Source organism: Stenotrophomonas sp. FSL W7-1447, from assembly GCF_037966425.1.
GTDB classification, from domain to species: domain Bacteria; phylum Pseudomonadota; class Gammaproteobacteria; order Xanthomonadales; family Xanthomonadaceae; genus Stenotrophomonas; species Stenotrophomonas pavanii.
The window spans coordinates 4,070,222-4,093,521 of record NZ_CP150199.1; the positions used below are offsets into that span (position 1 = coordinate 4,070,222).

Annotated in this window: 24 protein-coding genes and 1 pseudogene; 11 read left to right on the forward strand and 14 right to left on the reverse strand. The window is 66.6% G+C overall.

The annotated features are described in order from the left end of the window. Positions 1–76 precede the first annotated feature (76 nt). The 3 genes from NSQ78_RS18885 to NSQ78_RS18895 all read right to left on the reverse strand — a co-directional run bounded on the left by NSQ78_RS18885 (position 77) and on the right by NSQ78_RS18895 (position 4,725). On the reverse strand, positions 77–2,608 hold the full coding sequence (locus NSQ78_RS18885) for a methyl-accepting chemotaxis protein (RefSeq protein ID WP_064239249.1): 2,532 nt from the start codon (positions 2,606–2,608) through the stop codon (positions 77–79). A 210-nt stretch (positions 2,609–2,818) separates the two neighbouring features. Beyond that, complete coding sequence (locus NSQ78_RS18890; RefSeq protein WP_064239250.1) at positions 2,819–3,715, reverse strand: NAD(P)-dependent oxidoreductase; 897 nt, start codon at positions 3,713–3,715, stop codon at positions 2,819–2,821. Between the two features lie 98 nt (positions 3,716–3,813). Next, the gene (locus NSQ78_RS18895) at positions 3,814–4,725 is read right to left on the reverse strand and encodes a S41 family peptidase (protein ID WP_064239251.1); all 912 of its coding nucleotides are present in this window, start codon (positions 4,723–4,725) and stop codon (positions 3,814–3,816) included. Between the two features lie 49 nt (positions 4,726–4,774). Between NSQ78_RS18895 and NSQ78_RS18900 the strand changes: the two genes are divergently transcribed. Then, positions 4,775–5,239 (forward strand): MarR family transcriptional regulator, encoded by a 465-nt coding sequence (locus NSQ78_RS18900; RefSeq protein WP_339207161.1) that lies wholly within the window; start codon positions 4,775–4,777, stop codon positions 5,237–5,239. Positions 5,240–5,243: 4 nt separating this feature from the next. On the opposite strand, the gene NSQ78_RS18905 is transcribed toward NSQ78_RS18900, so the two are convergent. Further along, on the reverse strand, positions 5,244–6,728 hold the full coding sequence (locus NSQ78_RS18905; protein ID WP_064239253.1) for a DUF4434 domain-containing protein: 1,485 nt from the start codon (positions 6,726–6,728) through the stop codon (positions 5,244–5,246). Between the two features lie 194 nt (positions 6,729–6,922). Here NSQ78_RS18905 and NSQ78_RS18910 point away from each other — a divergent pair, with 194 nt between their 5' ends. Then, the gene (locus tag NSQ78_RS18910) at positions 6,923–7,228 is read left to right on the forward strand and encodes a KGG domain-containing protein (protein ID WP_049471020.1); all 306 of its coding nucleotides are present in this window, start codon (positions 6,923–6,925) and stop codon (positions 7,226–7,228) included. Positions 7,229–7,238: 10 nt separating this feature from the next. On the opposite strand, the gene NSQ78_RS18915 is transcribed toward NSQ78_RS18910, so the two are convergent. After that, positions 7,239–8,678, reverse strand: a complete 1,440-nt coding sequence (locus tag NSQ78_RS18915) for an MFS transporter (protein WP_064239254.1) — start codon at positions 8,676–8,678, stop codon at positions 7,239–7,241. A 125-nt stretch (positions 8,679–8,803) separates the two neighbouring features. On the opposite strand from NSQ78_RS18915, the gene NSQ78_RS18920 reads away from it, so the two are divergent. Then, on the forward strand, positions 8,804–9,433 hold the full coding sequence (locus tag NSQ78_RS18920; RefSeq protein WP_064239255.1) for a TetR/AcrR family transcriptional regulator: 630 nt from the start codon (positions 8,804–8,806) through the stop codon (positions 9,431–9,433). A gap of 15 nt (positions 9,434–9,448) precedes the next feature. Here NSQ78_RS18920 and NSQ78_RS18925 read toward each other — a convergent pair whose 3' ends face one another. The 3 genes from NSQ78_RS18925 to NSQ78_RS18935 form a co-directional block, all read right to left on the reverse strand. Then, a complete protein-coding gene (locus NSQ78_RS18925; protein ID WP_064239256.1) occupies positions 9,449–9,799 on the reverse strand; it encodes a VOC family protein in 351 nt (116 codons plus the stop codon). A 104-nt stretch (positions 9,800–9,903) separates the two neighbouring features. Continuing rightward, positions 9,904–10,104: a hypothetical protein gene (locus tag NSQ78_RS18930; protein ID WP_064239257.1), complete on the reverse strand. Its 201-nt coding sequence runs from the start codon at positions 10,102–10,104 to the stop codon at positions 9,904–9,906. Positions 10,105–10,195: 91 nt separating this feature from the next. After that, complete coding sequence (locus NSQ78_RS18935; RefSeq protein WP_049471014.1) at positions 10,196–10,714, reverse strand: Rossmann fold nucleotide-binding protein; 519 nt, start codon at positions 10,712–10,714, stop codon at positions 10,196–10,198. A gap of 175 nt (positions 10,715–10,889) precedes the next feature. Here NSQ78_RS18935 and NSQ78_RS18940 point away from each other — a divergent pair, with 175 nt between their 5' ends. Beyond that, a complete protein-coding gene (locus NSQ78_RS18940; RefSeq protein ID WP_064239258.1) occupies positions 10,890–14,246 on the forward strand; it encodes an autotransporter serine protease in 3,357 nt (1,118 codons plus the stop codon). Positions 14,247–14,383: 137 nt separating this feature from the next. On the opposite strand, the gene NSQ78_RS18945 is transcribed toward NSQ78_RS18940, so the two are convergent. Then, the gene (locus NSQ78_RS18945; RefSeq protein ID WP_064239259.1) at positions 14,384–14,836 is read right to left on the reverse strand and encodes a PA2169 family four-helix-bundle protein; all 453 of its coding nucleotides are present in this window, start codon (positions 14,834–14,836) and stop codon (positions 14,384–14,386) included. Between the two features lie 471 nt (positions 14,837–15,307). Here NSQ78_RS18945 and NSQ78_RS18950 point away from each other — a divergent pair, with 471 nt between their 5' ends. Then, positions 15,308–15,949 carry a glutathione S-transferase family protein gene (locus NSQ78_RS18950; protein ID WP_064239260.1) on the forward strand — a complete coding sequence of 214 codons (642 nt, stop codon included), beginning with the start codon at positions 15,308–15,310 and terminating at the stop codon, positions 15,947–15,949. A gap of 22 nt (positions 15,950–15,971) precedes the next feature. On the opposite strand, the gene NSQ78_RS18955 is transcribed toward NSQ78_RS18950, so the two are convergent. Together NSQ78_RS18955 and NSQ78_RS18960 are read right to left on the reverse strand one after the other, a co-directional pair. Further along, positions 15,972–16,379: a hypothetical protein gene (locus tag NSQ78_RS18955; protein ID WP_049471007.1), complete on the reverse strand. Its 408-nt coding sequence runs from the start codon at positions 16,377–16,379 to the stop codon at positions 15,972–15,974. Positions 16,380–16,387: 8 nt separating this feature from the next. Further along, positions 16,388–16,807: an H-NS histone family protein gene (locus NSQ78_RS18960; RefSeq protein WP_064239261.1), complete on the reverse strand. Its 420-nt coding sequence runs from the start codon at positions 16,805–16,807 to the stop codon at positions 16,388–16,390. 122 nt (positions 16,808–16,929) lie between these two features. Between NSQ78_RS18960 and NSQ78_RS18965 the strand changes: the two genes are divergently transcribed. Both NSQ78_RS18965 and NSQ78_RS18970 read left to right on the forward strand, forming a co-directional pair. Further along, positions 16,930–17,328, forward strand: a complete 399-nt coding sequence (locus NSQ78_RS18965; RefSeq protein ID WP_049471003.1) for a DoxX family protein — start codon at positions 16,930–16,932, stop codon at positions 17,326–17,328. A 134-nt stretch (positions 17,329–17,462) separates the two neighbouring features. Next, positions 17,463–18,293 (forward strand): alpha/beta hydrolase, encoded by an 831-nt coding sequence (locus NSQ78_RS18970; RefSeq protein WP_049471000.1) that lies wholly within the window; start codon positions 17,463–17,465, stop codon positions 18,291–18,293. 93 nt (positions 18,294–18,386) lie between these two features. Here the strand turns inward: NSQ78_RS18970 and NSQ78_RS18975 are convergent, their stop codons facing one another. Then, positions 18,387–18,734 (reverse strand): hypothetical protein, encoded by a 348-nt coding sequence (locus tag NSQ78_RS18975; protein WP_154803407.1) that lies wholly within the window; start codon positions 18,732–18,734, stop codon positions 18,387–18,389. 313 nt (positions 18,735–19,047) lie between these two features. On the opposite strand from NSQ78_RS18975, the gene NSQ78_RS18980 reads away from it, so the two are divergent. Beyond that, positions 19,048–19,521 carry a fasciclin domain-containing protein gene (locus NSQ78_RS18980; protein ID WP_223224773.1) on the forward strand — a complete coding sequence of 158 codons (474 nt, stop codon included), beginning with the start codon at positions 19,048–19,050 and terminating at the stop codon, positions 19,519–19,521. A gap of 78 nt (positions 19,522–19,599) precedes the next feature. Here NSQ78_RS18980 and NSQ78_RS18985 read toward each other — a convergent pair whose 3' ends face one another. Next, a complete protein-coding gene (locus tag NSQ78_RS18985) occupies positions 19,600–20,079 on the reverse strand; it encodes a hypothetical protein (protein WP_223224765.1) in 480 nt (159 codons plus the stop codon). Positions 20,080–20,478: 399 nt separating this feature from the next. On the opposite strand from NSQ78_RS18985, the gene umuD reads away from it, so the two are divergent. From umuD to NSQ78_RS19000, 3 genes and pseudogenes are all read left to right on the forward strand, one after another. Continuing rightward, positions 20,479–20,922, forward strand: a complete 444-nt coding sequence (umuD, locus tag NSQ78_RS18990; protein WP_164085272.1) for a translesion error-prone DNA polymerase V autoproteolytic subunit — start codon at positions 20,479–20,481, stop codon at positions 20,920–20,922. A gap of 38 nt (positions 20,923–20,960) precedes the next feature. Further along, a complete protein-coding gene (locus NSQ78_RS18995; RefSeq protein ID WP_216564144.1) occupies positions 20,961–21,821 on the forward strand; it encodes a Y-family DNA polymerase in 861 nt (286 codons plus the stop codon). A 41-nt stretch (positions 21,822–21,862) separates the two neighbouring features. After that, positions 21,863–22,117 (forward strand): annotated as a pseudogene (locus NSQ78_RS19000) (transposase); the annotation flags it as partial. 12 nt (positions 22,118–22,129) lie between these two features. Here NSQ78_RS19000 and NSQ78_RS19005 read toward each other — a convergent pair. Then, entirely contained in the window at positions 22,130–23,275 is a 1,146-nt protein-coding gene (locus tag NSQ78_RS19005; protein WP_125899122.1) for an IS30 family transposase, read from the reverse strand. Between the last annotated feature and the right edge of the window lie 25 nt (positions 23,276–23,300).

A 23,300-nucleotide genomic window follows, 5' to 3' on the forward strand; every position in this document is an offset into this window, starting at 1 on the left:
CATCAGACCGGCGCAGGGATGCGCGGCAAGGATGCAACCGACGCCCGGCCCCCGCCGGGCGTCTTCATTTCTGCGATCAGGCCGCGCGGCGTGCCACGACCGCCGGCTCGGCCTGCAGCCGGAAGCGCGACACCGCCACCGCCAGCTGCTCTGCCTGCTCCTCCATCGCACGCGCGGCGGCACTGGCTTCCTCCACCAGCGCAGCGTTCTGCTGGGTGGTTTCGTCCATCTGCACCACGGTCTGGTTGACCTGCTCGATGCCGGCCGACTGCTCGCGCGAGGCGGCCGAGATCTCGGCCATGATCTCGTTGACCCGACCGACCTGGCCGACGATGTCCTGCATGGTGCGCCCCGCGCCGTGTACCAGCTGCGCGCCGGCACCGACCTGGGCCACCGAGGCGTCGATCAGCGCCTTGATCTCCTTCGCGGCACCTGCCGAGCGCTGCGCCAGCGCGCGCACTTCACTGGCAACCACGGCGAAGCCACGGCCCTGCTCACCGGCGCGCGCCGCTTCCACTGCTGCGTTCAGCGCCAGGATGTTGGTCTGGAATGCAATGCCATCGATCACCGAGATGATTTCGGCAATGCGCTGCGAGGACGCTTCGATCTGTTCCATGGTGTGCACCACCTGGCTGACCACCTGCCCGCCTTCGCTGGCCACGTCCGCCGCGGAACCGGCGAGGGTGTTGGCCTGCAACGCATGCTCGGCATTCTGGCGCACGGTCGAGGTCAGCTCTTCCATCGACGCAGCCGTTTCCTCCAGGTTGGCCGCCTGCTGTTCGGTGCGGCGCGACAGGTCGCTGTTGCCGGCCGCGATCTCACCGGCGGCCAGGCGGATGCTGGCCGCCGACTGCTGGATCTGGCCGACAATCTGGGTCAGCTGCTGCACGGTGCTGTTGGCATCGTCGCGCATCACCGCAAATACCCCGTGGAAGTCCCCCTGCATGCGGGTGCTGAGGTCACCGGCGGCGATCGCGCGCAGCAGCGTGGACAGCGCAGCCAGGTTGTGGTCGCTCACCTGCATCATGGTGTTCAGGGTTTCGACCATGCGGCGGAAGTCATGGTCGAAGCGCAGCGCATCACCGCGCACCGCGAAATCACCGGCGGCCGCCGCAGCGGCCAGCTGCTGGATCTGCTCGTTGATCGCGGCCAGGTTGTGCTTGGTGGTTGCCATTGCGGCGGTGAACACCGCCTTCTCGCCCGGCAGCGCTTCCATGTCCACACTGAGGTCGCCCACGGCATAACGCTGCATGACCTCCACCAGGCGCTGGGTGACGGCGTTGCTGGAGGCCACCAGCTGGTTGCTGTCGGCCACCATGCGGCCATATTCGCCCGGGAACGCTGCCGCATCCATGCGGTAGCTGAGTTCACCGGCATCGTGGCGGCGCGCCATTTCGGCCTGCGCAGCCATCACCGACTGCAGCTGGCCGCGCATGCCCTGCATCGCGTCCAGCAGCCGCCCCACTTCGTCATTGCTGCGCGCCGGCAGCGCGCTGTCCAGCTTGCCGGCCGCGACGTCACCGGCCACGCGCACGGCTTCAGCCAGCGGACGGATCGCCAGGCGGCGCAGCAGCACATACACGCCGGCGCTGAGGCTCAGCGCGGCGACCACGCCGACCAGCAGGGTCAGCCACAGCAGCTGGCGCGCTTCTGCCACGATCACCGCGTGCGGCACCACCACGCCCAGCGCGAAGCGCTGCGGGGCGTCGCCCACGCGCAGCGGCACATACACGCGCACGTTGCCGGCCGCATCGGGGCTGAAGGCCTCGAACGGGCGGTCGGCGGCAATCTCGGCCAGCATGCTGCGGGTCAATGCATCACTGCGCGGCTTGCCGATCTCGGTGGCATTGGCCGAGGCCAGCACCACGCCCTTGGGCGAGAGCAGTTCGACACGACCGGCCCCCATCGGCTTCAGCGTGGCCAGGTGCTTCTGCAACGCTGCCAGCGAGAAGTCGACGGTGAACACACCCAGGAACCTGCCGTTCTCGATGATCGGCGTGCTCAGCGTGCTCATCAGCACCTGCTGCCCGGCGATGTCATAGGCATACGGCTCGCTGACTTTCGGCAGCTTGTCGCGGCTGGGCCCCATGTACCAGTCACCCGATCCGCTGGCGGTCTCGGTGTAATCGGTCATCACCGACTGCTGCGGCTTGCCCTCCTGCCAGGCCCAGTAGCTCATGTAGCGACCGGTGGCATCGTGCGCCTCGGTGTTGACGAACTCGGCATCCTTGCCGTCGAAGGCATCGGCCTCCCACATGGTGCTCTTGCCCAGCCATTCGGGATGGCTGCGCAGCTGCTCGCCGAGCACCGCCGCCAGGCTGGCGCGGTCGGGCACGTCACCACGGGCGCGCTGGGCCAGCACGCTTTCAACCATGGCATCGTTGCTGGCGAAGGCGGTGCCCAGATCGGCCGCCACCTGGCGCGCTTCGGCGGTCGCCTCGCTGGTCATGGTCTGCCGCGAGGCATTGATCAGGCTGGTGCTGGCCTGGCGATAGATCAGGAACGCGGTCAGGCCGAAGCACAGCAGTGCGATGGCGGCGGTGCCCAGCATCAGCTTGTGGGCGATGCTGCCCGGGCGGCGGGCAGCGGCGGAGCGGGAAGAAGGCATGGGAGGGTCCACAAGGCAGTTCAGGACGACCGGCACCCCGAGGGCACCGCGCAGGCGCGCGATCCGTCGCGCAGGCCACCGGCCGCCGGGGGGCCCCGGCGCTGGAAGCGCACCGGGTTAGCGGCCGCCCGCCAACGAGGTTGAGGCAACCCGCCTGGATATTCCTGAATCTGCTCAGGGTCGGTCAGCGGCCCGTCCCTGCCGAAGCCCTCATTCGGCCACGCGGTCCTTGAGCCACTGCGCGCGCGGCAGTACCTCGATGCTGCCGACGGCGTACTGCTGCAGCACCTCGTCCGGCCCGAAGCTCGGCTGCCAGCCCAGCACGCTGCGCAGGCGGGCACTGTCGTAGACGCGGTCGATGCTCAATGGCAATGGCCAGCCACGGCGCTCGAACTCGGCCAGCAGCTGCGGTGCGCGGCGGGCCAGCACGCTGCGCGGATGGGTGGCCAGCTCCAGGCAGTCCTCGCGGCGGAACGGCGTCGGCGCACAGGCGAGGTAGCGTGCGAACCCGGTGCCGTCGTGGTCAAGCAGCAGCGCGGCATGTGCGCTTGCCACATCGCGCGCGTCGATGCCGCGATGCAGGCGGAACATTGCCATGCGCTCGGGCGGCTCGGGGAAACAGCGGCCCATGCGCAGCACGCGAACGCTGAAGCCCGGCGCGGCAGCGGCTTCGGCCAGGGTCTCGGCCTGCAGCTTGGTGCGGTGGTAGATCGTGCGCGGCAGCGGTTCGGTGTCTTCGTCGATCCAACGGCAGCCGCCGGCCACCACCGCGTGGCCGTACAGGGCGGTGGTGCTGGTCAGCACGAAGCGCCGTGCACCGGCATCGCGCGCCGCCTGCAGCAGGTGTGCGGTGGCCTCCACATTGATCTGCTGGAACACCGTATCCGGCACCAGGCTGACATGCGGGGCATGCAGGGCCGCAGTATGGATGACCGCGTCCACGCCGCGAACCGCACGCGCGACGGCCTGGCGATCGGTGACGTCGGCAACGATGCGCGTGGTCGCGAACGGGCTGCGGTCCAGGCCCACCACCTCGTGGTTGGCCGCCAGCGCACCGAAGATCGCGCGCCCGATGCGCCCGGAACTGCCGGTCAACAGAATCTTCATTGAGTCCATTCACTCGAAGCGCCCGGGAACTACCGGGATGCTTCGATTCTAGGCACGCATCCGCGCGTCTGCGAGAGCATGGCCACGCAATGCTGCGTTCATCGTGACGACTTTGCCGGCGCCAGCAGTTGCCGTGCGATGAACAGCGGGTCGTCGCCACCAGCAATATCGGGCCTTACGCCGGTTCGTTCCCAGTTGCCGCCGGTGCGCAGGTTGATCGGTTGCCGGTCGGGAATGCTGATCTGATAGCCATCGGGCAGCAGCACAGGATCACCAAACATATGCGCGGCACCGCCGCTGCGCGTGCCGACGATGCGGGCACGGCCCAACGCCTGCAGTGAATAGGCAACGAACTCGGCCGCCGAGCCGGTGCGGCGGTCGATCAGCACCACCAGCGGTTTCAGGTACGCGGGCAGGCTCGCCGGAGGCAGCGGTACCGGCGTGCGCCGGCCGCGCCGGTCCAGCTGCTGCACCGCGTCGATCTTCGTGTCCAGCAACGTGCGTACCAGCAGGTCCGCGCTGCCGTCGTCGCCGCCCCCGTTCTGGCGCAGGTCCAGCACCAGCCCATCGGTGTCGGCCAGCAGTGTGAAGGCCGCCGCGAGCTTCGGCCGGGCCAGATCCAGCGGATAGAAGGTGCTCAGCCGCAGGTAGCCGACGTTGCCCTCCAACACCCGGACCTCGCGCACGCCGGCACCATCGACGCGGGCATCGGCGCGCCAGGCCATCAGCCAGTCGTCCTGGCCGGCCGCCGCGTCCACGCGTTCAACGTGGAAGTGGCCGTCGAAGCGGTCCAGGTCCTGGTTCAGGCGTGCACTGAAGGCCACAGGATCGGCACAGCTGCCCGCATAGCGCTGCTGCGCCGCCCAGGTGCGCAGGGCATCGGCGATACGGGCGCCCTCCGCCTCGTCCAGGTACTGCGCCTGCACGGCGCTGGCCGCCGCCTGCAGCACCGCGTCCTGCGCCGGGCAGGCCGCGCCCAGCAGCGCACCGAGCATCCAGGAGAACGCCATGCCCCACCCCGCATTGAAGATATGTAAGTGCTTATATATCATCCCGGTCATGGATCTCCAACACGCCACGCTGGGCACCCTGCTGCGCGCCCTGCTCGACCAGCTGGACCCTGCGGTGGAACAGGCCTACCGGAACCTGCAGCTGGACTACCGCCCCCGCTACACGCCGGTACTGCGCACGCTGATGGCACAGGGCCCCTGCCGGATCAAGGACCTGGCACTGGCCTGCGGGCTCAGCCATTCGGCGCTCAGCCAGACGGTGGCGGCGATGGTGCGCGACGGTTGGCTGCACGCCGCCAACGGCGAGGATGGGCGCGAACGCATCCTGCAGCTGAGCCTGCGCGCGCAGCGGGCGCTGCCTGCGCTGCAGGCGCAATGGCAGGCCACCGCGCGTGCGGCGCGCAGCCTCGATGCCGATCTGGGGCAGTCGCTGGAGCAGGTGCTGCGCGAAGCGCTTGCCGCGCTCGAACAGCGCCCCTTCACCCAGCGCCTGCAGGACGCGCGCCGGCGCTGAGGCGCTACTGCTCGGCGGCCATCTCGATTTCGCTGACGAAGGTCCAGCTGCCGTTGGTCACGCGCAGCTCCAGCGTGCGGCATAGCGCGGCCAGCGGCACTGCATTGCCGAGTACATACTCCTCTTCGGTCGAACCCATCACGCCGGCCTGGGTGAAGGGTGCCGACAGCGCGCCGATCGAAACGGCGGCAGTTCCCGGCTCGGCGCACATCACCTCCACCGATGTCGGCGTGACGATGCCCCAGGCCGGGCGCGTCATGGTGTGCAGGCCGATCCAGTCCACCCGCCGGCGCTGGCCGAGGTCGAGGGTGATGCTGAGGTTGCCGTGCAGGCCGACCCAGCCCGCGTCCATCGGATTGCGCGGGTCGCCCACACGGCGGTCGAACAGCTCATGGCCGCTGCGGTCGGGATAGCTGGCCGCAGGCGCCACGCTGTAGTGGTAGGTGGTCTGCAGCGGATCGACGATGTACGACGCACCCAGGCCATACAGGCCGCGATAGGTGTTCATCATCCGCGGCGCCTCGCCGTAGCCCTGGCCGGGGCCGACCACTTCGGACAGGTGGTACTGGTTGAGCCAGGCAACGCGCTTGCCAGCCGAGCGCGCACTCCACAACTGCTGGTTGATGCGCTGCACCGACGCCGGCCGGTAGGCACCGGACAGGCCGTTGCCGGTGTCCAGGAACAGCGGGCTGCCATGGTTGAACAGTTCGATGTCGGCCCACAGGCCACTGGCCCCCAGCTGCGCCGACAAGGCCTGGTAGTACTGCTCGGTGCTGTAGCCGGGTCGATCCCACTGGAACAGTTTCGCGTACGGCGCCGCGCCGATGCCGTCCTGCCAGATCTGCACGTCGACGCCCGTGGCCGCACGGAAGCGCAGCGCAGCGCTGGCGACACTGGCCGGATCGACGCTGGAGGATGCCAGGTAGGGCGCCACCATCACCGGCCGGGAGGGCGTCGCCGCTTTCAGTGCGGAGACGATCGCGCGGTAGAAGGACGCGCGCTCGGCTGGCACCTGCGCGGGCTCATCGGTGATGTACCAGCCGGCGAATGCCGGATGCGCCGCGTACTGCTGGGCCAGCTGCGCCATCGACTGCGCGGCATCCTGCGCCACCGCCGCGGCATTCGATCCCTGCCAGAACGTCGCACACTGGCCCGAACTGTAGGTGGTGCCGACCACGACTTTCATCCCACGCGCTGCGGCGGCGTCCAGTACCGTGCCCAGCTTGGCCGGGAAGCCGGCGATCCATTCGAAATCCTGCGTACTGCCGGCACAGCCCACGCCAGCCCGGGTGGCGCGGGTCTGGCCGATGATGAGCGTGTCATTGCCCAGATCCTGCAGCTCGTCGAGGAACATCGGCAGCTGTGCCACCGGCAGTTGCTCATCGCTGGCCGAATAGCCGAAGTGGACGAAACTGCCGCTCAGCAGTGCGTTGTCCGCGTGCGCCGACGCAGCGCAGGCCAACAGGGCGAGCCATCCGAATCGGTTCATGGTGTCCCTTCCTGGCCGGGCATCCATCCGGCGTGCGGGCTCCATCCTAGCAAGCCGGCGCTTCCGCGCCGCCATGTAGCGCGGCCGTGAACGCGCGCGCGACGCAGCGTGAAGGCAAGGCCACCGGTGCGGACACTGCCTTAGCCACGTAGCGGCAAGGATGAGCTTCCTTTCCATGCACCGGGAGAATTCACATGGCTGACCAGCGTCACGGCACCTCCCACCGTGGCTTCGCCTCGATGGACCAGGACAAGCAGCGCGCGATCGCCGCCAAGGGGGGACGCGCCGCCCACGCCTCCGGCAACGCACATGAATTCAGCCCGGCGGAGGCGCGCGAAGCGGGCCGCAAAGGTGGCGAGGCAATCAGCCGCAACCGCCAGCACATGGCCGCGATCGGCCGCGAAGGCGGGCACGCGCGCCATGCCAATGCACGGCGGCAACAGCAGCAGGCGGCCGAACCCGCGCCAGCGACCTCGACGCCGCAGCGTCAGCAGGGTTGAGCCCGTCGGTTCAGCCCGGCTTGCGGTGCCGGTAGAGTGCAAACGCCGCCAGCAGGGCCAGCACGCCGGCGACCGTCATTGCCCAGTCGAAACCGCTGGCCATCGCGCTGCGGTACCACGCCTGGGCCTGCGATCCTGGCAGCGGCAACGCCGGGTGCAGGATGAGTGCGCGGGCCTGCGCAGCCATCGCAGGCTGCACGGCGCGCAGGCCCATCAGGCTGCCCAGCAGCGCGATACCCAGGCTCATGCCGGCCTGGCGCAGCGCGTTCATCGTGGCCGACGCAATGCCGGCACGTTCGACCGGTACGCATGACATCACCGCCATGCCGGTCGCCGGTACCGCCAGCCCCATGCCAGTGCCGAGCAGCATCAGCAGGGCGCTGGCCTGGCCGTGCGCTGTGGTCGGCCCGAACGTGGCAATCGCACACAACGCCATGCCGGTCAGTGCATAGCCCGCCACCAGTGCGGTACGCAGCCCGATCCACGCCGCCAGACGGCCGAACAGCAGCGACACCACCGCCATCAGGACGAACTGCGGTACCAGCTGCGCACCGGCCTGCGCGGCCCCGTGTCCCTGCGCCTGCTGGAGGAACAGCGACAGGAAGAACAGGCTGGCATAGGCGGTGAATCCGAGCACGAACGAGGCCAGGTTGAGCACGCCAAAACCCGGTATCGCCAACAGGTCCAGCGGCAGCAGCGGCCGCGCCACCCGGCGCTCGACCCGGCCAAACAGTGCCAGGCCCGCAGCCGCGATGCCGAGCGCCAGCAGGGTTGCAGGTGCCAGCAGGCCGTGCTCGCCGATGGCGATCAGGCCATAGCTCAGTGCAGCCAGCGCGACGATGCTCAGCAGTTGCCCGGCCGGATCCAGCGCGGCGTGCTGCGGATGCCGTCGCTCTGGAATGCCCCAGGCCCCCAGCGCGAGTGCAAGCAGGCCCAGCGGCAGATTGATCAGGAAGATGCCAGGCCAGCCGACGCGCTGGACCAGTTCGCCTCCCAGCAGCGGCCCCAGCACCAGCGCCAGCGCACTGAACGCCGACCAGCCCCCGATCACGCGCGCACGCGCACGCGCTTCGGGAAACGCATGGCTGAGGATCGGCATCGCACTCGGGATCAGCAGGGCGCCGGCCACACCCTGCACCACCCGCCCCGCCACCAGTGCGGAAAGACTGCCTGCGCAGGCACACAGCAGCGAGCCCACGGTGAAGGTCGCCACGCTGAGCAGCCACATGCGGCGGTGGCCATAGCGGTCACCCAGCGGCCCCGCCGACAGCATCACTGCGGACAGGGCGATGGCATAGGCGTTGATCACCCACTGCAGCCCGGCCATGTCGGTGTGCAGTGCCTGCTGCAGCGTCGGCAGCGCGACGTTGACGATGCTGATGTCCAGCGAGGCGAGGAAGGTGCCCAGGTAGGCCGCCAGCACCAGGGCCGGCCGTCGGAAGCGTTGCATGTGCGGATGCCGGGAGAGAGCGTGCGCGCATCGTAGTTTGATGACTGACCGTCAGTCAATGACCGACGGTCAGTCATTGCCGGAGGAAGGCTAGAATGGCGACCGTCGCCCCCGGACCCCGCCCCATGCCGATTCCCGCAGTCGCCAGGCCGCGCACCAAACCCGCTGAAACTCGCCAGGAAGAGCTGATGGACGCCGCGCAGGCCCTGTTCCTGTCACAGGGCGTGGAAGCGACCACCATCAGTGACATCGTGGCCGCCGCCGACGTGGCCAAGGGCACGTTCTATACCTACTTCGCCTCGCGCACCGAGATCCTGCAGGCGCTGGCGCAGCGCTACACACAGCGGTTCATGGCCGAGGTCGACCAGGCCGTGCAGCAGCATCCAGCCCATGATGGCGTGGCCCGGCTGCGCGCCTGGATCCGCGCCAACATCGAGATCTATGTGCGCACGCACGCACTGCACGACGTCGTGTACCCCAACCATCACCACCACCAGCGCGGCAATGCCGAGCGCAACGCGATCCAGCAGCAGCTGCTTGGCATCCTCGAAGCCGGTGTACAGGCGGGTCTGTGGCAGCTGCCGGCACCGCAGGTCACCGCCTCGCTGATCTATGCCGGCGTGCACGGCGCCACCGACGACCTGATCGCTGTGCCGTCGCAGGACGCAGAGGTGTTCATTGCGGCGGTGGTGGCCGATTGCCTGCGCATGGTCGGCGTGTCGCCGGCCCCGAAGCGTGGCGGCACCCGTCGCTGAAGCGCTCGCCGTCGCTCAGGCGTGGGCGAGGATGTTCAGCAACCGACCGAACGGGTCGCGGACGAAGAAGCGGCGCACGCCCCAGGGCTCGTCGACGGGGCCATACTCCACCGCCACCCCGGTCGCGCGCACGCGCTCCAGTACCTCCTGCAGGTCGTCCACTTCGATCGACAGGTCCGGCACCGGTGTGCCGGAGCCGCCTTCGCTGGCGAAGCTGATCTGGGCGGGGGCACTGCCCTGCCCGCCGTGGGTGACGATCCAGCCATGGTCCATCACCACTGGCATGTCCAGCAGTTCGCTGTAGAACGCTGCCGCACGCGCCGGATCAGACGTGGCGATGTTGGCGACGACGCGCTTGACGGCCATGTTCCACTCCACCGGGAAGGAAGCGTCGAGACTGCCCGACCTTGCGCACGAACAGAAGAGCCCCGTCATGGACGGGGCCCGTCATCAGCCGATCATGGCGGGGCTTACACCGCGCCGCAGCGCTCCATGACACATCGATCGTATTCGTACTGGCATTCCATGGCATTACCCCCACCGGCCACACACGCCTGGTAGGCCTTCCAGCAGGGCAGATCGCAGGGCTGGACCGGTCCGGCCACGGCCACCGAGCCGCTGCAGGCCAACGCGAACACAGCACCGGCGATCACTTTCCTGAAAGTACGCATCGACATCACTCCTTGATAAGCCTGGTGAGCCCAGGCCAGGCCACCATAGCGCTGCACACAGGACGTCGGGTGAAGGCGGCTGCGGCTCGACTCAGTGTTGCAGCAGACCCAGCACACGCAGCTGCGCGGCCAGCTCATCCAGGTTGCGCCACGGCAGGATCGGCGAATTGCCGCGCTCGTCCGGCGGGTTGTCCGGCAGCGCGTCGGACCAGCCACCGGCCCCGACAAGCGGCAACAGCGGCCGCTTGTGCAGCCACGCCAGGCAGACCTCCGAGATCGTACCGGCGCGCCCGCCGATGACGATGCAGGCATCGCCGGCCAGGGCCATGATCAGGTTGCGCGCATCGCCCATGCCACAGGGCACCACCACCGTCGCCGGCCAGTCGGCCGGCGGCATGCTGCTCTCCGGAATGACGCTGAGCACCTGGCCACCAGCGGCGATTGCCTGCTCGGCAGCCACGCGCGTAGCCGCACTGCCACACCCACTGACGACCGTGATGCCCTGGATGGCCAGGAAACGCCCTGCTTCCGCTGCACGCTCGAACGCGTCGCTGCCAGGGTCTGCGCTACCCAATATCGCCACCTGTGGTTTACGGACGGCTTTCTCCATGGACGGCTCCAACACCTCGGAAAAAAAGAGTCACGGTGCGCTGCCCGGCGGAGCCGCCGCAGCTGCCCGTCACAGAACATTAACACGTTCATAAAATTATCTTCACATCAATGGGGGATGTCGCCTCGCCTTGCCGTTAACGGCCTTGTTGTCCGTCAACCAAGGAAGTTGTCCGATGAATCACCCGCTGTATGGCCGTTCGTCCCGCTCCCTGTCGCACCGCCCGCTGGCGCTTGCCGTCGCCAGCTCGCTGCTGCTGGCCACCGCACTGCCAGCCATGGCCAGCGAATCACTCGATGCCTGGCAGCAGCAGCGCCAGCTGCAGGCCGCGTGGGCGCAGCCGACGAACACCTCCGCCGAGGCATCCGTTGGTCAGGCGCTGCCGACCGCAGCCACCCCGTCCGCGGTTCTCGGCACCCCCGGCGATCCCGCCAGCTGGCGCAGCGATGAATTCAACGCCGATTGGGGCCTGGCTGCGATGGGCGCGGATTACGCCTATGCACGCGGCCTGACCGGCAAGGGCGTACGCTTGGCGCTGTTCGATTCGGGCTCCGCGCTGGCGCATCCGGAGTTTGCAGGACGCAATACCTCCAGCATCACCATCGGCGCCAACTGTGCGACGCCGGGTGTGGTCGCAGGTGCCGGCGCCTGCGAACAGACCCGCGGTGAACAACCCGGCTACAACTACTATGGTCTCGGCGCGGGCGTTCCGGCCGCACTCGCAGCACGCCTGATCGCTGCCGGCCAGCCTTACGGCTTCAGCTATGCCGACCATGGCACCCACGTACTGGGCACCATCGGCGCCAACCGCGATGGCAAGGGCATGCACGGCGTGGCGTTCGGCGCGAACCTCACCGCCGCCCGCGTGTTCGGCGACACCTACTACGAGTGGCGCCTGGACCCCGACAATTTCTATCGCCCGCGCGCGCTGTACCGCACCGATCCGGATGACGCCGCGACCCTGGACATGTATGCGCAGATCCAGGCGCAGGGCGTACGCGCCATCAACCACAGCTGGGGCATTTCCACGCGCAACATGACCGCCGCCGCGCTGGACCAGCAGTACGCCAACATCGGTGCCGACTATGGCGTGTATGGCAGCATCTACGCCAGCAACGGCGACACCCCGGGCTCGACCCTCATCCAGGTGTGGTCGGCCGGCAATGGCAGTGGTGCGGTCGCCGGTATCACGGCCTCGATGCCGCGCTGGAAGCCCGAACTGGAGCCCTACTGGCTGGCAGTGGCCAACGTGCGCCGGCCCAACGCGGCCGCCGGGGAAACCGACTACGTCATTGATGGCAGCTCCAGCGTCTGCGGCGTTGCGGCCAACTGGTGCATCTCGGCACCCGGCACCGACATCGTCAGCACGATCGTTTCCGGCGATATCCAGGGCCGCGTCGAGAACACCTCCGCTTACGTGCGGCTGATCATCGACAGCGAGAACACCCAGTACGTCTACGGCACGAAGACCGGCACGTCGATGGCGGCGCCGCACATCACCGGCGCGCTCGGCCTGCTGATGGAGCGCTTCCCTTACCTGGACAACGCCCAGGTCCGCGACGTGCTGCTGACCACCGCGCGCGACCTTGGCGCGCCGGGGATCGACCCGATCTACGGCTGGGGCATGGTCGACCTGCGCAAGGCCATCGAAGGCTACGGCTCGCTGCGCGTGGACACCAACGTGGTGATGAACCAGAAGGCCGGTGGCCTCAAGGTCTGGGAAGGCGATGCCTGGGACAACTGGACCAACGACATCGGCGGCCCCGGCAAGCTGACCAAGTCCGGCATCGGTTGGCTGCGCCTGAGCGGCAACAACCGCTTCAACGGCGCGGTGCTGCGCGAGGGCACGCTGGAGTTGAACGGCACCAACACGCTCACCTCGGCGGTCGAGGTGCAGGGCGGCCAGTTCCTGCTCAACGGCAGCCTGGTCTCCACCGCGCTGACCACCACCGGGGGCGTGAGCACGGTCAGCGCCAGTGGCGTGCTGAAGAACAGCAACCTGGTGGTCAACGGCGGCGTGGTGTCCTTCAACGGCACGCAGACCGGCGGCACCACCACGGTCGGCGCCAACGGCCTGCTGAAGGGCGTCGGCACGCTCGGCAACACCCGCGTCGACGGCATCATCGCGCCGGGCAATTCGATCGGCACGCTGACCATCAACGGCAACTACGTGCAGGGCGCCACCGGCGTGTATGCGGCGGAGCTGGCCCCGGGTGGCCGCAGTGACCAGCTGCACGTGACCGGCACCGCCACCCTCGGCGGCACCCTGGTCGCACTGCCGGAACCGGGCGTGTACTACCTCGGCGAACAGTTCAACTTCCTGCGTGCCGACGGTGGCATCAGCGGCCAGTTCGCCAGGACCGACTTCAGCGCGTTCTCGCCCTTCCTGCAGTTCAGCCTGGCCTACGGCGCCAATGGCACGCGTATCGAAGTCGCCCGTGGCGCCTCGCTGACCACGGCTGCCAACACCCCCAACCAGCGTGCCGTGGCGGCGGCGGCCGACCTGCTGCCGATCGCCCAGGGCCTGCCCAAGCCGCTGACCCAGCTGTTCCCGCAGCAGATCGGCGGCGTGCTCGACGGTCTCAGCGGCGAGCTGCATCCGGCCACGGCCATCGCCCTGGTCGAGGGCAGCCGCTACGTGCGCGATGCCGCGTTGTCACGCCGTGCCGGTGTCGCCGCGCCCGGTACGGACGCCGGTGATGCGACGGGTGCGTGGGTGCAGGCCATCGGTGGCAACAGCACGCTGGACGGTGACTACAACACCGCCCGCACCGAAGCCAACAGCAACGGCCTGCTGGTCGGCCTCGACCGCGAGTTCTCCGGCTGGCAGGTTGGCGTGCTGGCCGGGACCGGCCGTACCGACGTCAAGCAGCAGGACCGCCGCGCCAAGTCGAAGATCGACAACACGCACTTCGGTGCCTATGCCAGCCACACCTGGGGCGGTTTCGGCCTGCGCGGTGGTGTGGCGTGGAGCAAGCACGAGGTGAAGAGCACGCGCGAGGTCGCCTTCGCAGGTTTCAGTGACAGCCTCAGCGCGCGCTACGACGCCCGCACCCGCCAGGCCTTCATCGAAGCCGGCTACCGCTTCGGTGGCCCGGAGGCCGGGCTGGAACCGTACCTGCAGGTGGCGCGTGTCGAAGTGGATCTCAAGCGCGTCAACGAACGCGGTGGAGCAGCGGCACTGCAGGGCAAGGTGGACGATACCGGAACCACCATCGCCACCGTCGGCGTGCGCTTCGACAAGGGGCTGAAGGCTTCGTTCCAGCAGGAGAGCTGGCTGCACCTCCGCGGTGGCGTCGGCTATCGCCGCGCCTCCGGTGATCGCAGCCAGGTCGCCAACCTGGCCTTCGCCAACGGCAGCACGACGTTTGCGGTCAACGGTGCACCGATCGCCGACAACGCGGTGGTCGCCGAGCTGGGCCTGTCGGCCTGGCTGACCGCGCGCCAGCAGCTGGAGCTGGGCTACAGCGGCCAGTTCGGCAGCGAAAGCCGCGACCACGGCGCCCAAGCACGGTGGTCGGTGCGCTTCTGATTCCGACGCCGCGTCTGGTTGAACGATCGGGGTGGCCGGAGGGCCACCCCACTTTCTTGCCACGTACCGCAAAAAAAAGCCGGAGCAGCGTACTGCCCCGGCTTCGGCGACTCAGCGGAGACAGCCGCTAAGTACGATCAGGCTGCCTTCATGGCGTGCTTTCGAGCACGCATCACGTTGTGGCATTCCTGCACTTCCGGCAGCAGCTGGGTCACTTCCTGGCGCACCGCCGGCGGAAGCTCGTTGTCCTGCAGCACGTCCTTGAACGTGCCCAGCAGGCGGTCTTCGGATTCTTCCAGCTCGGCCACGTAGCCGTAGTTGGTGTCACCGAAGGCAGCGCGGACCTTGCCATAGAACTGCTGCATGGAACCCACCACGGTGCCGTGTTCGGCCGGCTTGCCACCGCTGGCGGCAACCGAACCGCTCAGTGCGGCGACGATGCGGCCCTTGACCCCGGCGATGCGGGTGAACAGCGCCGACAGCTCGGCATCCTTCACCTTGGTAGCAGCCTCTTCGTAGAACGACTTGCCGTCACGAGCGATTTCGATCAGGTCGTTGAGGCGATGTTCGATGGTGGACTGGGTGCTCATGGCGTTGCTCCTGTTTCGTCGTTTCGGGGGAGAAAAGCAGCCTCGACTGCGCTGCCTGTGGGGTCACTGTGGACAGGCCCGTGTGGTTCGCGGGTGAGCAGCGATTGATGCGCAGATCACTTCACCCAACCCGCACTGACTGCTTCACGTCAGAGCGGCATGCCGTTCACGGCGCGTGCCCGCGCAGCCTCACCAGGGAATGAACAAGATGATCAGGACGATCACCAGCACGGCGGCGAGCGCCGCCAGGAGGATGTTGCGCTGGCGTCCACTGGGCTTGGGTTTACCGGGAGTATTCATGCCTACCTGCCTGTAGCTACGGATGACCCCGGCAGCTTGATGAATCCGCGCCCGTGCTCCCGTGCAGAACGCGTGCAGGCGACGTGCACGTCGCCAGCGCCGGTGTCGATTCCCGGCCCGCCCGTTCGTCGGATCATGAAAGCCCCTCCCTTGCCGACCCGAGGTGTATCCATGCTTCCCGTGCTCACCGCCTTTGCCAACTCCCCCGACCGCGGCCAGGGCCTGGCCCGGGACATGCGCGTGCGCTGGGCACTGGAGGAACTGGAAGTGCCCTACGACGTGCACCTGCTCACCTTCGCTGAGCTGAAGCAGCCCGCGCACCTGGCCAGGCATCCATTCGGGCAGATTCCGACGTGGCAGGAGGGCAGCCAGACCCTGTTCGAATCCGGCGCCATCGTCCTGCACCTGGCCGAACGGCACGCCGGCCTGCTGCCACGCGAGCCCGACGCCCGCACGCGCGCGATCATGTGGCTGTTCGCCGCGCTGAACACGGTGGAGCCGCCGATTGTCGAACGCTCCATGGCCTGGGTACTGGAGCGCGAACAGCCGTGGTACGCACAGCGGCTGCCGATGCTCGATGAGCGGGTCCGGATCCGGCTGGCGCAGCTGTCGACGTGGTTGGCCAGGAGCCCATGGCTGGACGGCGAATTCAGTGTGGGTGACCTGATGATGGTCTCGGTGCTGCTGCGGCTGAACAGCAGCGGGCTGCTCGACCCGTACCCACAGGTGGCCGCCTACGCGGACCGGGCGACGCAGCGGCCCGCCTACCAGCGGGCCTTCGCCGCGCAGCTGGCGGTGTTCCAGAACGCCTAGCGCTGCGCCCCGCGTCGAGGCATCACTGCAGCCTGCGCCGGCACGCCGCCTGCACCAGCATCAACTGCGCCATCAGAATCAGCATCGCACAGCCCGACAGCAGCCAGGGGTCGATGTACCACTGCTCGTTGAAGCGGAAGTCGCCCGCGGAAATGCGTTTCCAGCCGTTGAAGTGCTGCATCGCCGCCACCACGAAGGCGAACGCGCCGCTGGTGTACGACAGCCAGGGCACCACGATGCCGCCCGGTCGCGCGAACAGCGTCAGCACGCCCACAATGCCGATCACCGTGCGCTGCACCCGGCAGTAGGGGCAGACATAGGCCATCCCGCTCCATTCCACCGCCCAGGCGAGCAGACTGACCAGCACGGCCGCGGCTGCGGCGGTGTACAGGGCCCTGGGCGCGATCGTCATGCCTGCATCATCTGCCATGCCGCGGTTCAGTCCTTCTTGAAGACCGTGCGCTTGCCGATGGGGCTGCTCTTGCGCGCCGTCGGCCGGGCCAGGCCGGGAATGAGGAAGTCGGTGACCTTGTGACCCTTCTGCACCTTGGACGCCAGCCATCGCGGCATGCGGCCACGTCCGGACCAGGTGAGCCGCTTGTACTCCGGATCGCGGTACTTGGCCGCCACCTTGCCGGTCCTGCGCCGCGCGGGCTTGGCGCCGGGTGCGGGCGCGTCGACCGCCTCTGCGCCGAACAGTTCTTCCAGGGTATAGCCGGCTTCGGCAGCGGCGGCCTTCAGCATCCGCCGCACCGCAGCGGCCGGACGGCGACGGGAAACAAGCTGTTTCCGCTGTTCGGCGGCAACCACCAGGGCACCCAGCTCGCGAAGGCTGAGCGATTCGATATCGATCATCATGCAGGAAAGGTCCACCGGGGGTGTGGTGGCTGTCAAGACACGGCGACGGCCCCGCCTGCACACAGGCTTCACCGGACGTGGGCTCCGATCGCCTTCGCCAGCCATCCTCAGAGGACCTCGACGTGAGCCACGCATCGCATTCGCTTGCCTATCTGCTTGCGCGCATCCTGCTGATGGCGCTGTTCCTCGTCTCCGGGCTCGGCAAGCTGGGCGATCTCAGTGGCACCCAGGGCTACATGGAAGCCATGGGTGTGCCCGGCATCCTGCTATGGCCGACCATTGCCTTCGAGATCGGCAGTGGCCTGTGCATCCTGCTCGGCTTCCAGACCCGGCTGGTGTCGATCGTGCTGGCAGGTTTCAGCCTGGTCACCGCCGCCATCTTCCACCACAACCTCGCCGACCCGACCCAGCAGATCATGTTCCTGAAGAACCTGGGCCTGGCCGGTGGATTCCTGCTGCTGGCCTGCACCGGTGCAGGGCGCTACAGCGTGGATGGGCGCGGTCGGCGCGCGCAGCGGTAACAGCAGCGGCACGCCAGGTGTTGCGCACAGGGCGCCGCGCAGCGCTGCCTGCAATGGACTCGGTCGCGGTGATGGCCGCTACGCCGGACGCTCCCAACTCCCAACTCCCAACTCCCAACAGCGAGGAACCTGAAATGGCTACGGTTACCACCCGAGACGGTGTCGAGATCTTCTACAAGGATTGGGGTCCGCGTGACGCCAAGGTCATTCATTTCCATCACGGCTGGCCGCTTACCTCCGACGACTGGGACGCGCAGATGCTGTTCTTCGTCAACAAGGGATACCGCGTGGTCGCGCACGACCGCCGCGGGCATGGGCGCTCCAGCCAGGTGTCGGATGGCCATGACATGGATCACTACGCCGACGATGTTGCGGCCGTGGTCGAGACACTGGGCACCCAGGGAGCGATGCATGTCGGCCATTCCACCGGCGGTGGCCAGGTGGTCCGCTACATCGCACGCCACGGCGAGAAGAATGTGTCCAAGGCCGTGCTGATCAGCTCGGTGCCACCGTTGATGGTCAAGACTGCAGCAAATCCGCAAGGCACGCCCAAGGCCGTCTTCGACGATTTCCAGGCGCAACTGGCGGCCAACCGTGCGCAGTTCTACCACGATGTGCCGGCAGGCCCGTTCTATGGTTACAACCGCCCGGGCGCGAAGCCCTCGGACGCGGTGATCTGGAACTGGTGGCGACAGGGCATGCAGGGCTCGGCGAAGGCGCACTACGACGGCATCGTTGCCTTCTCGCAGACCGATTTCACCGAAGACCTGAAAGGCATTTCCATTCCCGTCCTGGTGATCCATGGCGACGATGACCAGGTGGTGCCATACGCCGACTCCGGCGTTCTTTCCGCAAAGCTGGTAAAGAACGGCAAGCTGATCACCTACGAAGGTGCACCGCACGGCATTCCGACCACGCACGCGGACCGGATCAACGCCGACCTGCTGGCCTTCCTGGAAAGCTGATCGAAGATGTCCGGGAAGGGCGTCGGCCTTTCCCGGACGCCGGCGGCGCGCACCTCTCCGATCTGCGGAGCCTGCAGCAGGATTCTTAATTCTTCAGCATTGGATCGCGCGCGCTTCGTGCCATGCGAGCGGCAAAGCAGCATGATGGGCGGCCATACAAACCCAGGGCGATCGTTCATCTTCATGCGTGACATCGGACAGTTCTACGTAATCAGCGTCGAGGGAGTGACGCGGGCAGACGGCACACTCCTGCAGGTCACCCGGATCGATTGCTCCTGCATCAGGTGTTCCCGGCAGTTCAGGGCCATCCCCAACCATGGTCTTGTCGATCTCGACGGTGCGGCCGCGCTCAGCTGCCCCACCTGCGGCAATCACCAGTCTGTCAGCCGCGCACGGCTCGAAGAACTCAGCCAACGCAACGGCGAATAGCCCGCGCTTCATGCACTCCGCGGCGTCGACACGCCCGATATCCGTTGGACCCGTGCAGGGTTCGCGGGTTCGGCCGCGGCAGATCATCGCCCCATGCAACGGGAATTCACTCGCTTTTTACAACGCGCCGCCTTTTCCTGCGGATCCGCATCCAGAGCGCTCTGCCTGCATCCAGCGACCTCGCCCACGCGTATGTAGGATGCCCGCGCCTTGCGGGCATCCCATAGAGGAACGCGCCGTGAAAGCTCTTCAGCGGATAGCCGCCACCGTAAGCTTCGCCGTACTCGTTTCAGCCACGTCCACGAGCTTCGCCGCCAATACCGTGATGGTCGGCGGCGCCGAGATGTATCCCACCAAGACCATTGTCCAGAACGCCATCAACTCCAAGGACCACACGACCCTGGTCGCTGCGGTCAAGGCGGCCGGCCTGGTCGACACGCTCAATGGAGCCGGCCCCTTCACCGTTTTCGCGCCGACCAATGCAGCCTTCGACAAGCTTCCCGCAGGTACCGTTGATACGCTGGTGAAGCCCGAAAACAAGGCACAACTGACCAAGATCCTGACCTACCATGTTGTACCGGGCAACTACAGCGCTGCGCAGCTGCTGGCCGACGCCCGGAAGCACGGCGGCAAGGCCACGCTGAAGACCGTTGAAGGTGAACCGCTCACGGTCGCCCTGCATGACGGCAAGCTGTGGGTCATCGATGCCAAGGGTGGCAAGGCCGGCATCAGCATTGCCGATGTTGGCCAGTCCAATGGCGTGATCCATGTGATCGATACGGTGTTGATGCCGAAGTAGGTGCAGGCAGCGGGAAGACGGCATGGCGGCAGTCGCGCTGCGGCTGCCGCTGCTGCCGTGCAGGCATGCCGTTGGCCGTCAGAAGAAGAGGCCCGCTTGTTCGACAGTTGCGAGTGGATTGGCCTTCCGCACCGCCTCCAGGAACAACAGGAAATCGCGGTTGAACAGTGTCAGGTTGGTGGTGAAGCGCACACTGCGCCTGCCCGACGCGCTGCTGAAATCCACCTGCCAGACATAGCGTCCGTAGATGACGTCGGAGGTTCGCCTGACCGCAATGATCTGCGTGAGAGGAACCGCCGTGGGCACCGCGCCCCGCTGCAGATAGAACGCCTCTGCATCAAAGAGGTAGTGCTCACGATCCTCTTTCCCGTCGATCATGACCAGGGTCATGGAGCGCTTGGAGATTCGGCGCGGAGCGCTCACCTCCAACCCTGATGCCAATGCGGCACGGGCGTGCCGTGCGCCGCGTCGATGGAGAAACACGATCGCCGCCAGCGGAAGCGCCGCGAGGACACTGAAACCTGCCGTCTTCAGAACAACGTCCAGTGTATGCGGCACATGAACCTCCCGGATGATCTTCGGCGCGCGCGCCCTGGCCGGCGTCGTGCACACGCACCGGCAGCCGCTGCAGGCTGTGGCTGTCACGACGTGCCAGTGAAACCACCATGCAAGCGCTGACGTTTACGGGCGGCGCGAAAAAAGCGCCGGGGTGGAGCCTGAGTGCCAATTTCTTGGTGGCCCACCAGCAACCACATACAAGCTACAACTATTTGTAATGTATGGATTTTCAAGCACAGCGAAGCATCAAAGACTCACTAATTGACTCACTTTCCACTGGCTCGTACCAGACGACTCTGGACAGCGCCAGACAGCGCTCAGCAGAAATGATGGGAGGTAGTAGTATTACTAACAACCATCTGATCAAGACCCAGCCCTCGGCTGCGGCCTACAAAGCTCATGCCTCTCGTCACTCCGATAGTCATATCTCTCCAGAACTCGCTGCCATCCCTGCCATTGCCGGTGCTTGCCTCCACTGCCGCCTGCGGCTTTCCCAGCCCTGCTGAAGACTTCTTCCGAGAAGAGGATCGCCTGGATCTCAATGCCAAGCTGGTACCCAACCCACCAGCAACGTTCCTGGTACAGGCCGACTGCGGCGGATCGATGGCCGATTTCGGGATCCACGACGGCGATCTCTTGGTTGTCGATCGTTCGATCAGCCCACGGCCTGGGCACACTGTCGTGGCTCTGTGGGAGGGCGGCTTCGTCTGCAAGAAGCTCTACATACGTAACAACTGCATGGTCCTGGCCAGCGGTAGCGGATATCCATCCATCGTCGTGCCAGAGGATGTCGAGCTGGAAATCTGGGGGGTGGTGCGCTGTTCCATCACCCAGCACCTCTGATCTCAGCTCCTGATACATGAGCCCCGTACCGTGCCCGCATGCGCTACGGACTTATCGACGGCAACACCTTCTATGTCTCATGCGAGCGGGTCTTCGACCCCAAGCTGCGAGGCAAGCCCACTGTTGTGCTTGGCAATGGCGATGGATGCTGTATCGCCCTGTCGCCAGAGGCCAAGGCCTTGGGATTGAAGATGGGTATGCCCATCTTCCAGGTCCCCAAGGACATCAGAAAACAGGTCCTCGTCAGGTCAGCCAACTTCGCCCTGTACGGGGATCTGTCAGCCAGGATTGTGACGATCCTGCAGGATCTCTTCCCCAGGGTGGAGATCTATTCAATCGATGAAAATTTCGTCGACCTGGAAGGCCTCAAAGACCCTGTTGCGGCCTGCATTGAGGCACGCGAACGTATCCTGCAATGGGTGGGCATTCCCTGCTGCGCTGGCCTGGGTGCCACACGCACCCTGGCCAAGGCAGGCAACAAGCTCGCCAAGGACCAGTCCAAGCGTGCCGTCCATGCGGGCTCCTTGGCCGTCTTCCATGCCACCGCACAGAACGTCAACGCTCTGGCCGTCGAGGATGTGTGGGGAGTGGGCAGGCGCTACGCCGAACGCCTGGCAGCCGAAGGGGTAAGAACTGCTGCAGATTTGGCCGCACTCCCCACCGACCATGTTCGTGCGCACTATGGGGTAGTTCTGGCCCGCACCCAAATGGAGCTGCGGGGAATTCCCTGCAGCGATCTGGAACTAGAAGAACCCGAACGCCAGCAACTGGTGGTCAGCCGTACTTTTGGTCGTGACGTGACCGACCCGATGGAGGCCCTGGCCACGTTCTGCAGCGTGGCCTGCGAGAAGTTACGCAAGCGAGGCCAAGCGGCAGGTGGACCGGCCAGCCTTTCGTAGACATCCGGTTGCCATAATTGATGGCAATGACCGAGGTGTTTATGGGCAACAGCAAGCAGTACACGGATGAGTTCCGGGCAGAGGCGGTGAAGCAGGTGATCGAGCGTGGCTTCACGGTGGTGGACGTCGCCTCCCGGATCGGTATTCCCAAGCACACGCTCTATGGATGGGTGCAGGCCGCCAGGAAGGCGACACCGGCATCCGGTGCTGCAGCAGCGCCGACCGACTCAGCCGAGATCCGCCGGCTCAAGGCCGAGCTGCGGCGGGTGACCGAGGAGCGCGACATCCTAAAAAAAGCCGCGGTGAGTTCAACCCGTCGACGCAACGGCTTGGCTCAGCTTAGCGGCTGGCGTCTGGAAGCCCAAGGTCTTACGAGGTCTTTCGTTGAGACGTCTGGCGATCTTGTTCAAGAATGCCTGCGAATGGCGGGATAGATCCGTGCCGTCGGGGAAGTACTGCCGCAGAAGGCCATTGGTGTTTTCGTTCGAACCGCGCTGCCAAGGGCTTTGCGGATCGCAGAAGTAGACCTGCGTGTCGGTCGCCACGGTGAAGTTCTTGTGGCTGGCCATCTCACCGCCTCGATCCCACGTCAGCGATTTTCGCAGCGCGGTTGGCAGTGTTTTCACTTGCCGGCTCAGCGCCGAGACGACGCTGCTGGTGTCCTTACCCTTCACTTTCACCAGCATCACGAAGCGCGAGTGCCGTTCCACAAGCGTCGCGATGTGGGAATTGTTGCTGCCCGTGATCAGATCACCCTCCCAATGCCCTGGCACGGCGCGATCTTCGACTTCCGCCGGACGCTCCCGAATCGATACCGCGTCGATGATCCCGCCGCGAGGCATCGCGGTGGCCAGCTTTGAGTGGCGCATACGGCGACGCGTGCGCAGGTGCGCCAGGAGTTCCTTCTTGAGCAGGCCGCGCGCCTGGATGAACAAGCTCCGGTAGATCGTTTCGTGCGACACCTGCAGTGCCTGGTTGAGCGGGAACCTCAGCTTAAGCCAGCCGGCGATCTGTTCCGGCGACCACTGCTGGCCCAGCTTGCAAGCCACCAACCAGCGCAGACGAGGGTTATCGGCCAACCGGCAAGACTGTGGCCTCCGGGCTGCCTCCCAAGCGGCCTCATCGGCATGTGCGGCCCGATATCGGTCACGGCCACCATGCCGTGCCACTTCCCGGCTAATCGTCGAGGTAGGCCGCCCTAGGCTGAGCGCAATCTGGCGAAACGACTGGCCAGAAGCTAGGCATCGAGATATCTCTTCGCGATCCATTAAGCTCAGCGACCGGGCGGATCGGCGACGTTCCCTCGGCGCGATCCCGCCTTGCGCGGCCAGAACCCCGAAAATCGAACCCGGATTCTTGTCAAAGAAGCGGGCAATGTCGCTGAGCGACTGGCCGCCCTTCCATCGTCGCCATAGATCTCGCTTCTGGGCTCGAGACATGCCGGGCCGCCCCATCCTTGCCATATCGTTCGCTCCTATC

Bases quoted from the DNA above. Each gene is read 5' to 3' on its own strand.
- NSQ78_RS18895 (WP_064239251.1), bottom strand. From the start codon at position 4,725: ATGGCGTTCTCCTGGATGCTCGGTGCGCTGCTGGGCGCGGCCTGCCCG.
- NSQ78_RS18980 (WP_223224773.1), top strand. From the start codon at position 19,048: ATGGTCGGCGGCGCCGAGATGTATCCCACCAAGACCATTGTCCAGAAC.
- NSQ78_RS18930 (WP_064239257.1), bottom strand. From the start codon at position 10,104: ATGCGTACTTTCAGGAAAGTGATCGCCGGTGCTGTGTTCGCGTTGGCC.
- NSQ78_RS18995 (WP_216564144.1), top strand. From the start codon at position 20,961: ATGCGCTACGGACTTATCGACGGCAACACCTTCTATGTCTCATGCGAG.
- NSQ78_RS18940 (WP_064239258.1), top strand. From the start codon at position 10,890: ATGAATCACCCGCTGTATGGCCGTTCGTCCCGCTCCCTGTCGCACCGC.
- NSQ78_RS18935 (WP_049471014.1), bottom strand. From the start codon at position 10,714: ATGGAGAAAGCCGTCCGTAAACCACAGGTGGCGATATTGGGTAGCGCA.
- NSQ78_RS18900 (WP_339207161.1), top strand. From the start codon at position 4,775: ATGGATCTCCAACACGCCACGCTGGGCACCCTGCTGCGCGCCCTGCTC.
- NSQ78_RS18960 (WP_064239261.1), bottom strand. From the start codon at position 16,807: ATGATGATCGATATCGAATCGCTCAGCCTTCGCGAGCTGGGTGCCCTG.
- NSQ78_RS18920 (WP_064239255.1), top strand. From the start codon at position 8,804: ATGCCGATTCCCGCAGTCGCCAGGCCGCGCACCAAACCCGCTGAAACT.
- NSQ78_RS18955 (WP_049471007.1), bottom strand. From the start codon at position 16,379: ATGGCAGATGATGCAGGCATGACGATCGCGCCCAGGGCCCTGTACACC.
- NSQ78_RS18905 (WP_064239253.1), bottom strand. From the start codon at position 6,728: ATGAACCGATTCGGATGGCTCGCCCTGTTGGCCTGCGCTGCGTCGGCG.
- umuD (WP_164085272.1), top strand. From the start codon at position 20,479: ATGCCTCTCGTCACTCCGATAGTCATATCTCTCCAGAACTCGCTGCCA.
- NSQ78_RS18890 (WP_064239250.1), bottom strand. From the start codon at position 3,715: ATGAAGATTCTGTTGACCGGCAGTTCCGGGCGCATCGGGCGCGCGATC.
- NSQ78_RS18945 (WP_064239259.1), bottom strand. From the start codon at position 14,836: ATGAGCACCCAGTCCACCATCGAACATCGCCTCAACGACCTGATCGAA.
- NSQ78_RS18925 (WP_064239256.1), bottom strand. From the start codon at position 9,799: ATGGCCGTCAAGCGCGTCGTCGCCAACATCGCCACGTCTGATCCGGCG.
- NSQ78_RS18910 (WP_049471020.1), top strand. From the start codon at position 6,923: ATGGCTGACCAGCGTCACGGCACCTCCCACCGTGGCTTCGCCTCGATG.
- NSQ78_RS18885 (WP_064239249.1), bottom strand. From the start codon at position 2,608: ATGCCTTCTTCCCGCTCCGCCGCTGCCCGCCGCCCGGGCAGCATCGCC.
- NSQ78_RS18915 (WP_064239254.1), bottom strand. From the start codon at position 8,678: ATGCAACGCTTCCGACGGCCGGCCCTGGTGCTGGCGGCCTACCTGGGC.
- NSQ78_RS18950 (WP_064239260.1), top strand. From the start codon at position 15,308: ATGCTTCCCGTGCTCACCGCCTTTGCCAACTCCCCCGACCGCGGCCAG.
- NSQ78_RS19005 (WP_125899122.1), bottom strand. From the start codon at position 23,275: ATGGGGCGGCCCGGCATGTCTCGAGCCCAGAAGCGAGATCTATGGCGA.
- NSQ78_RS18970 (WP_049471000.1), top strand. From the start codon at position 17,463: ATGGCTACGGTTACCACCCGAGACGGTGTCGAGATCTTCTACAAGGAT.
- NSQ78_RS18975 (WP_154803407.1), bottom strand. From the start codon at position 18,734: ATGAAGCGCGGGCTATTCGCCGTTGCGTTGGCTGAGTTCTTCGAGCCG.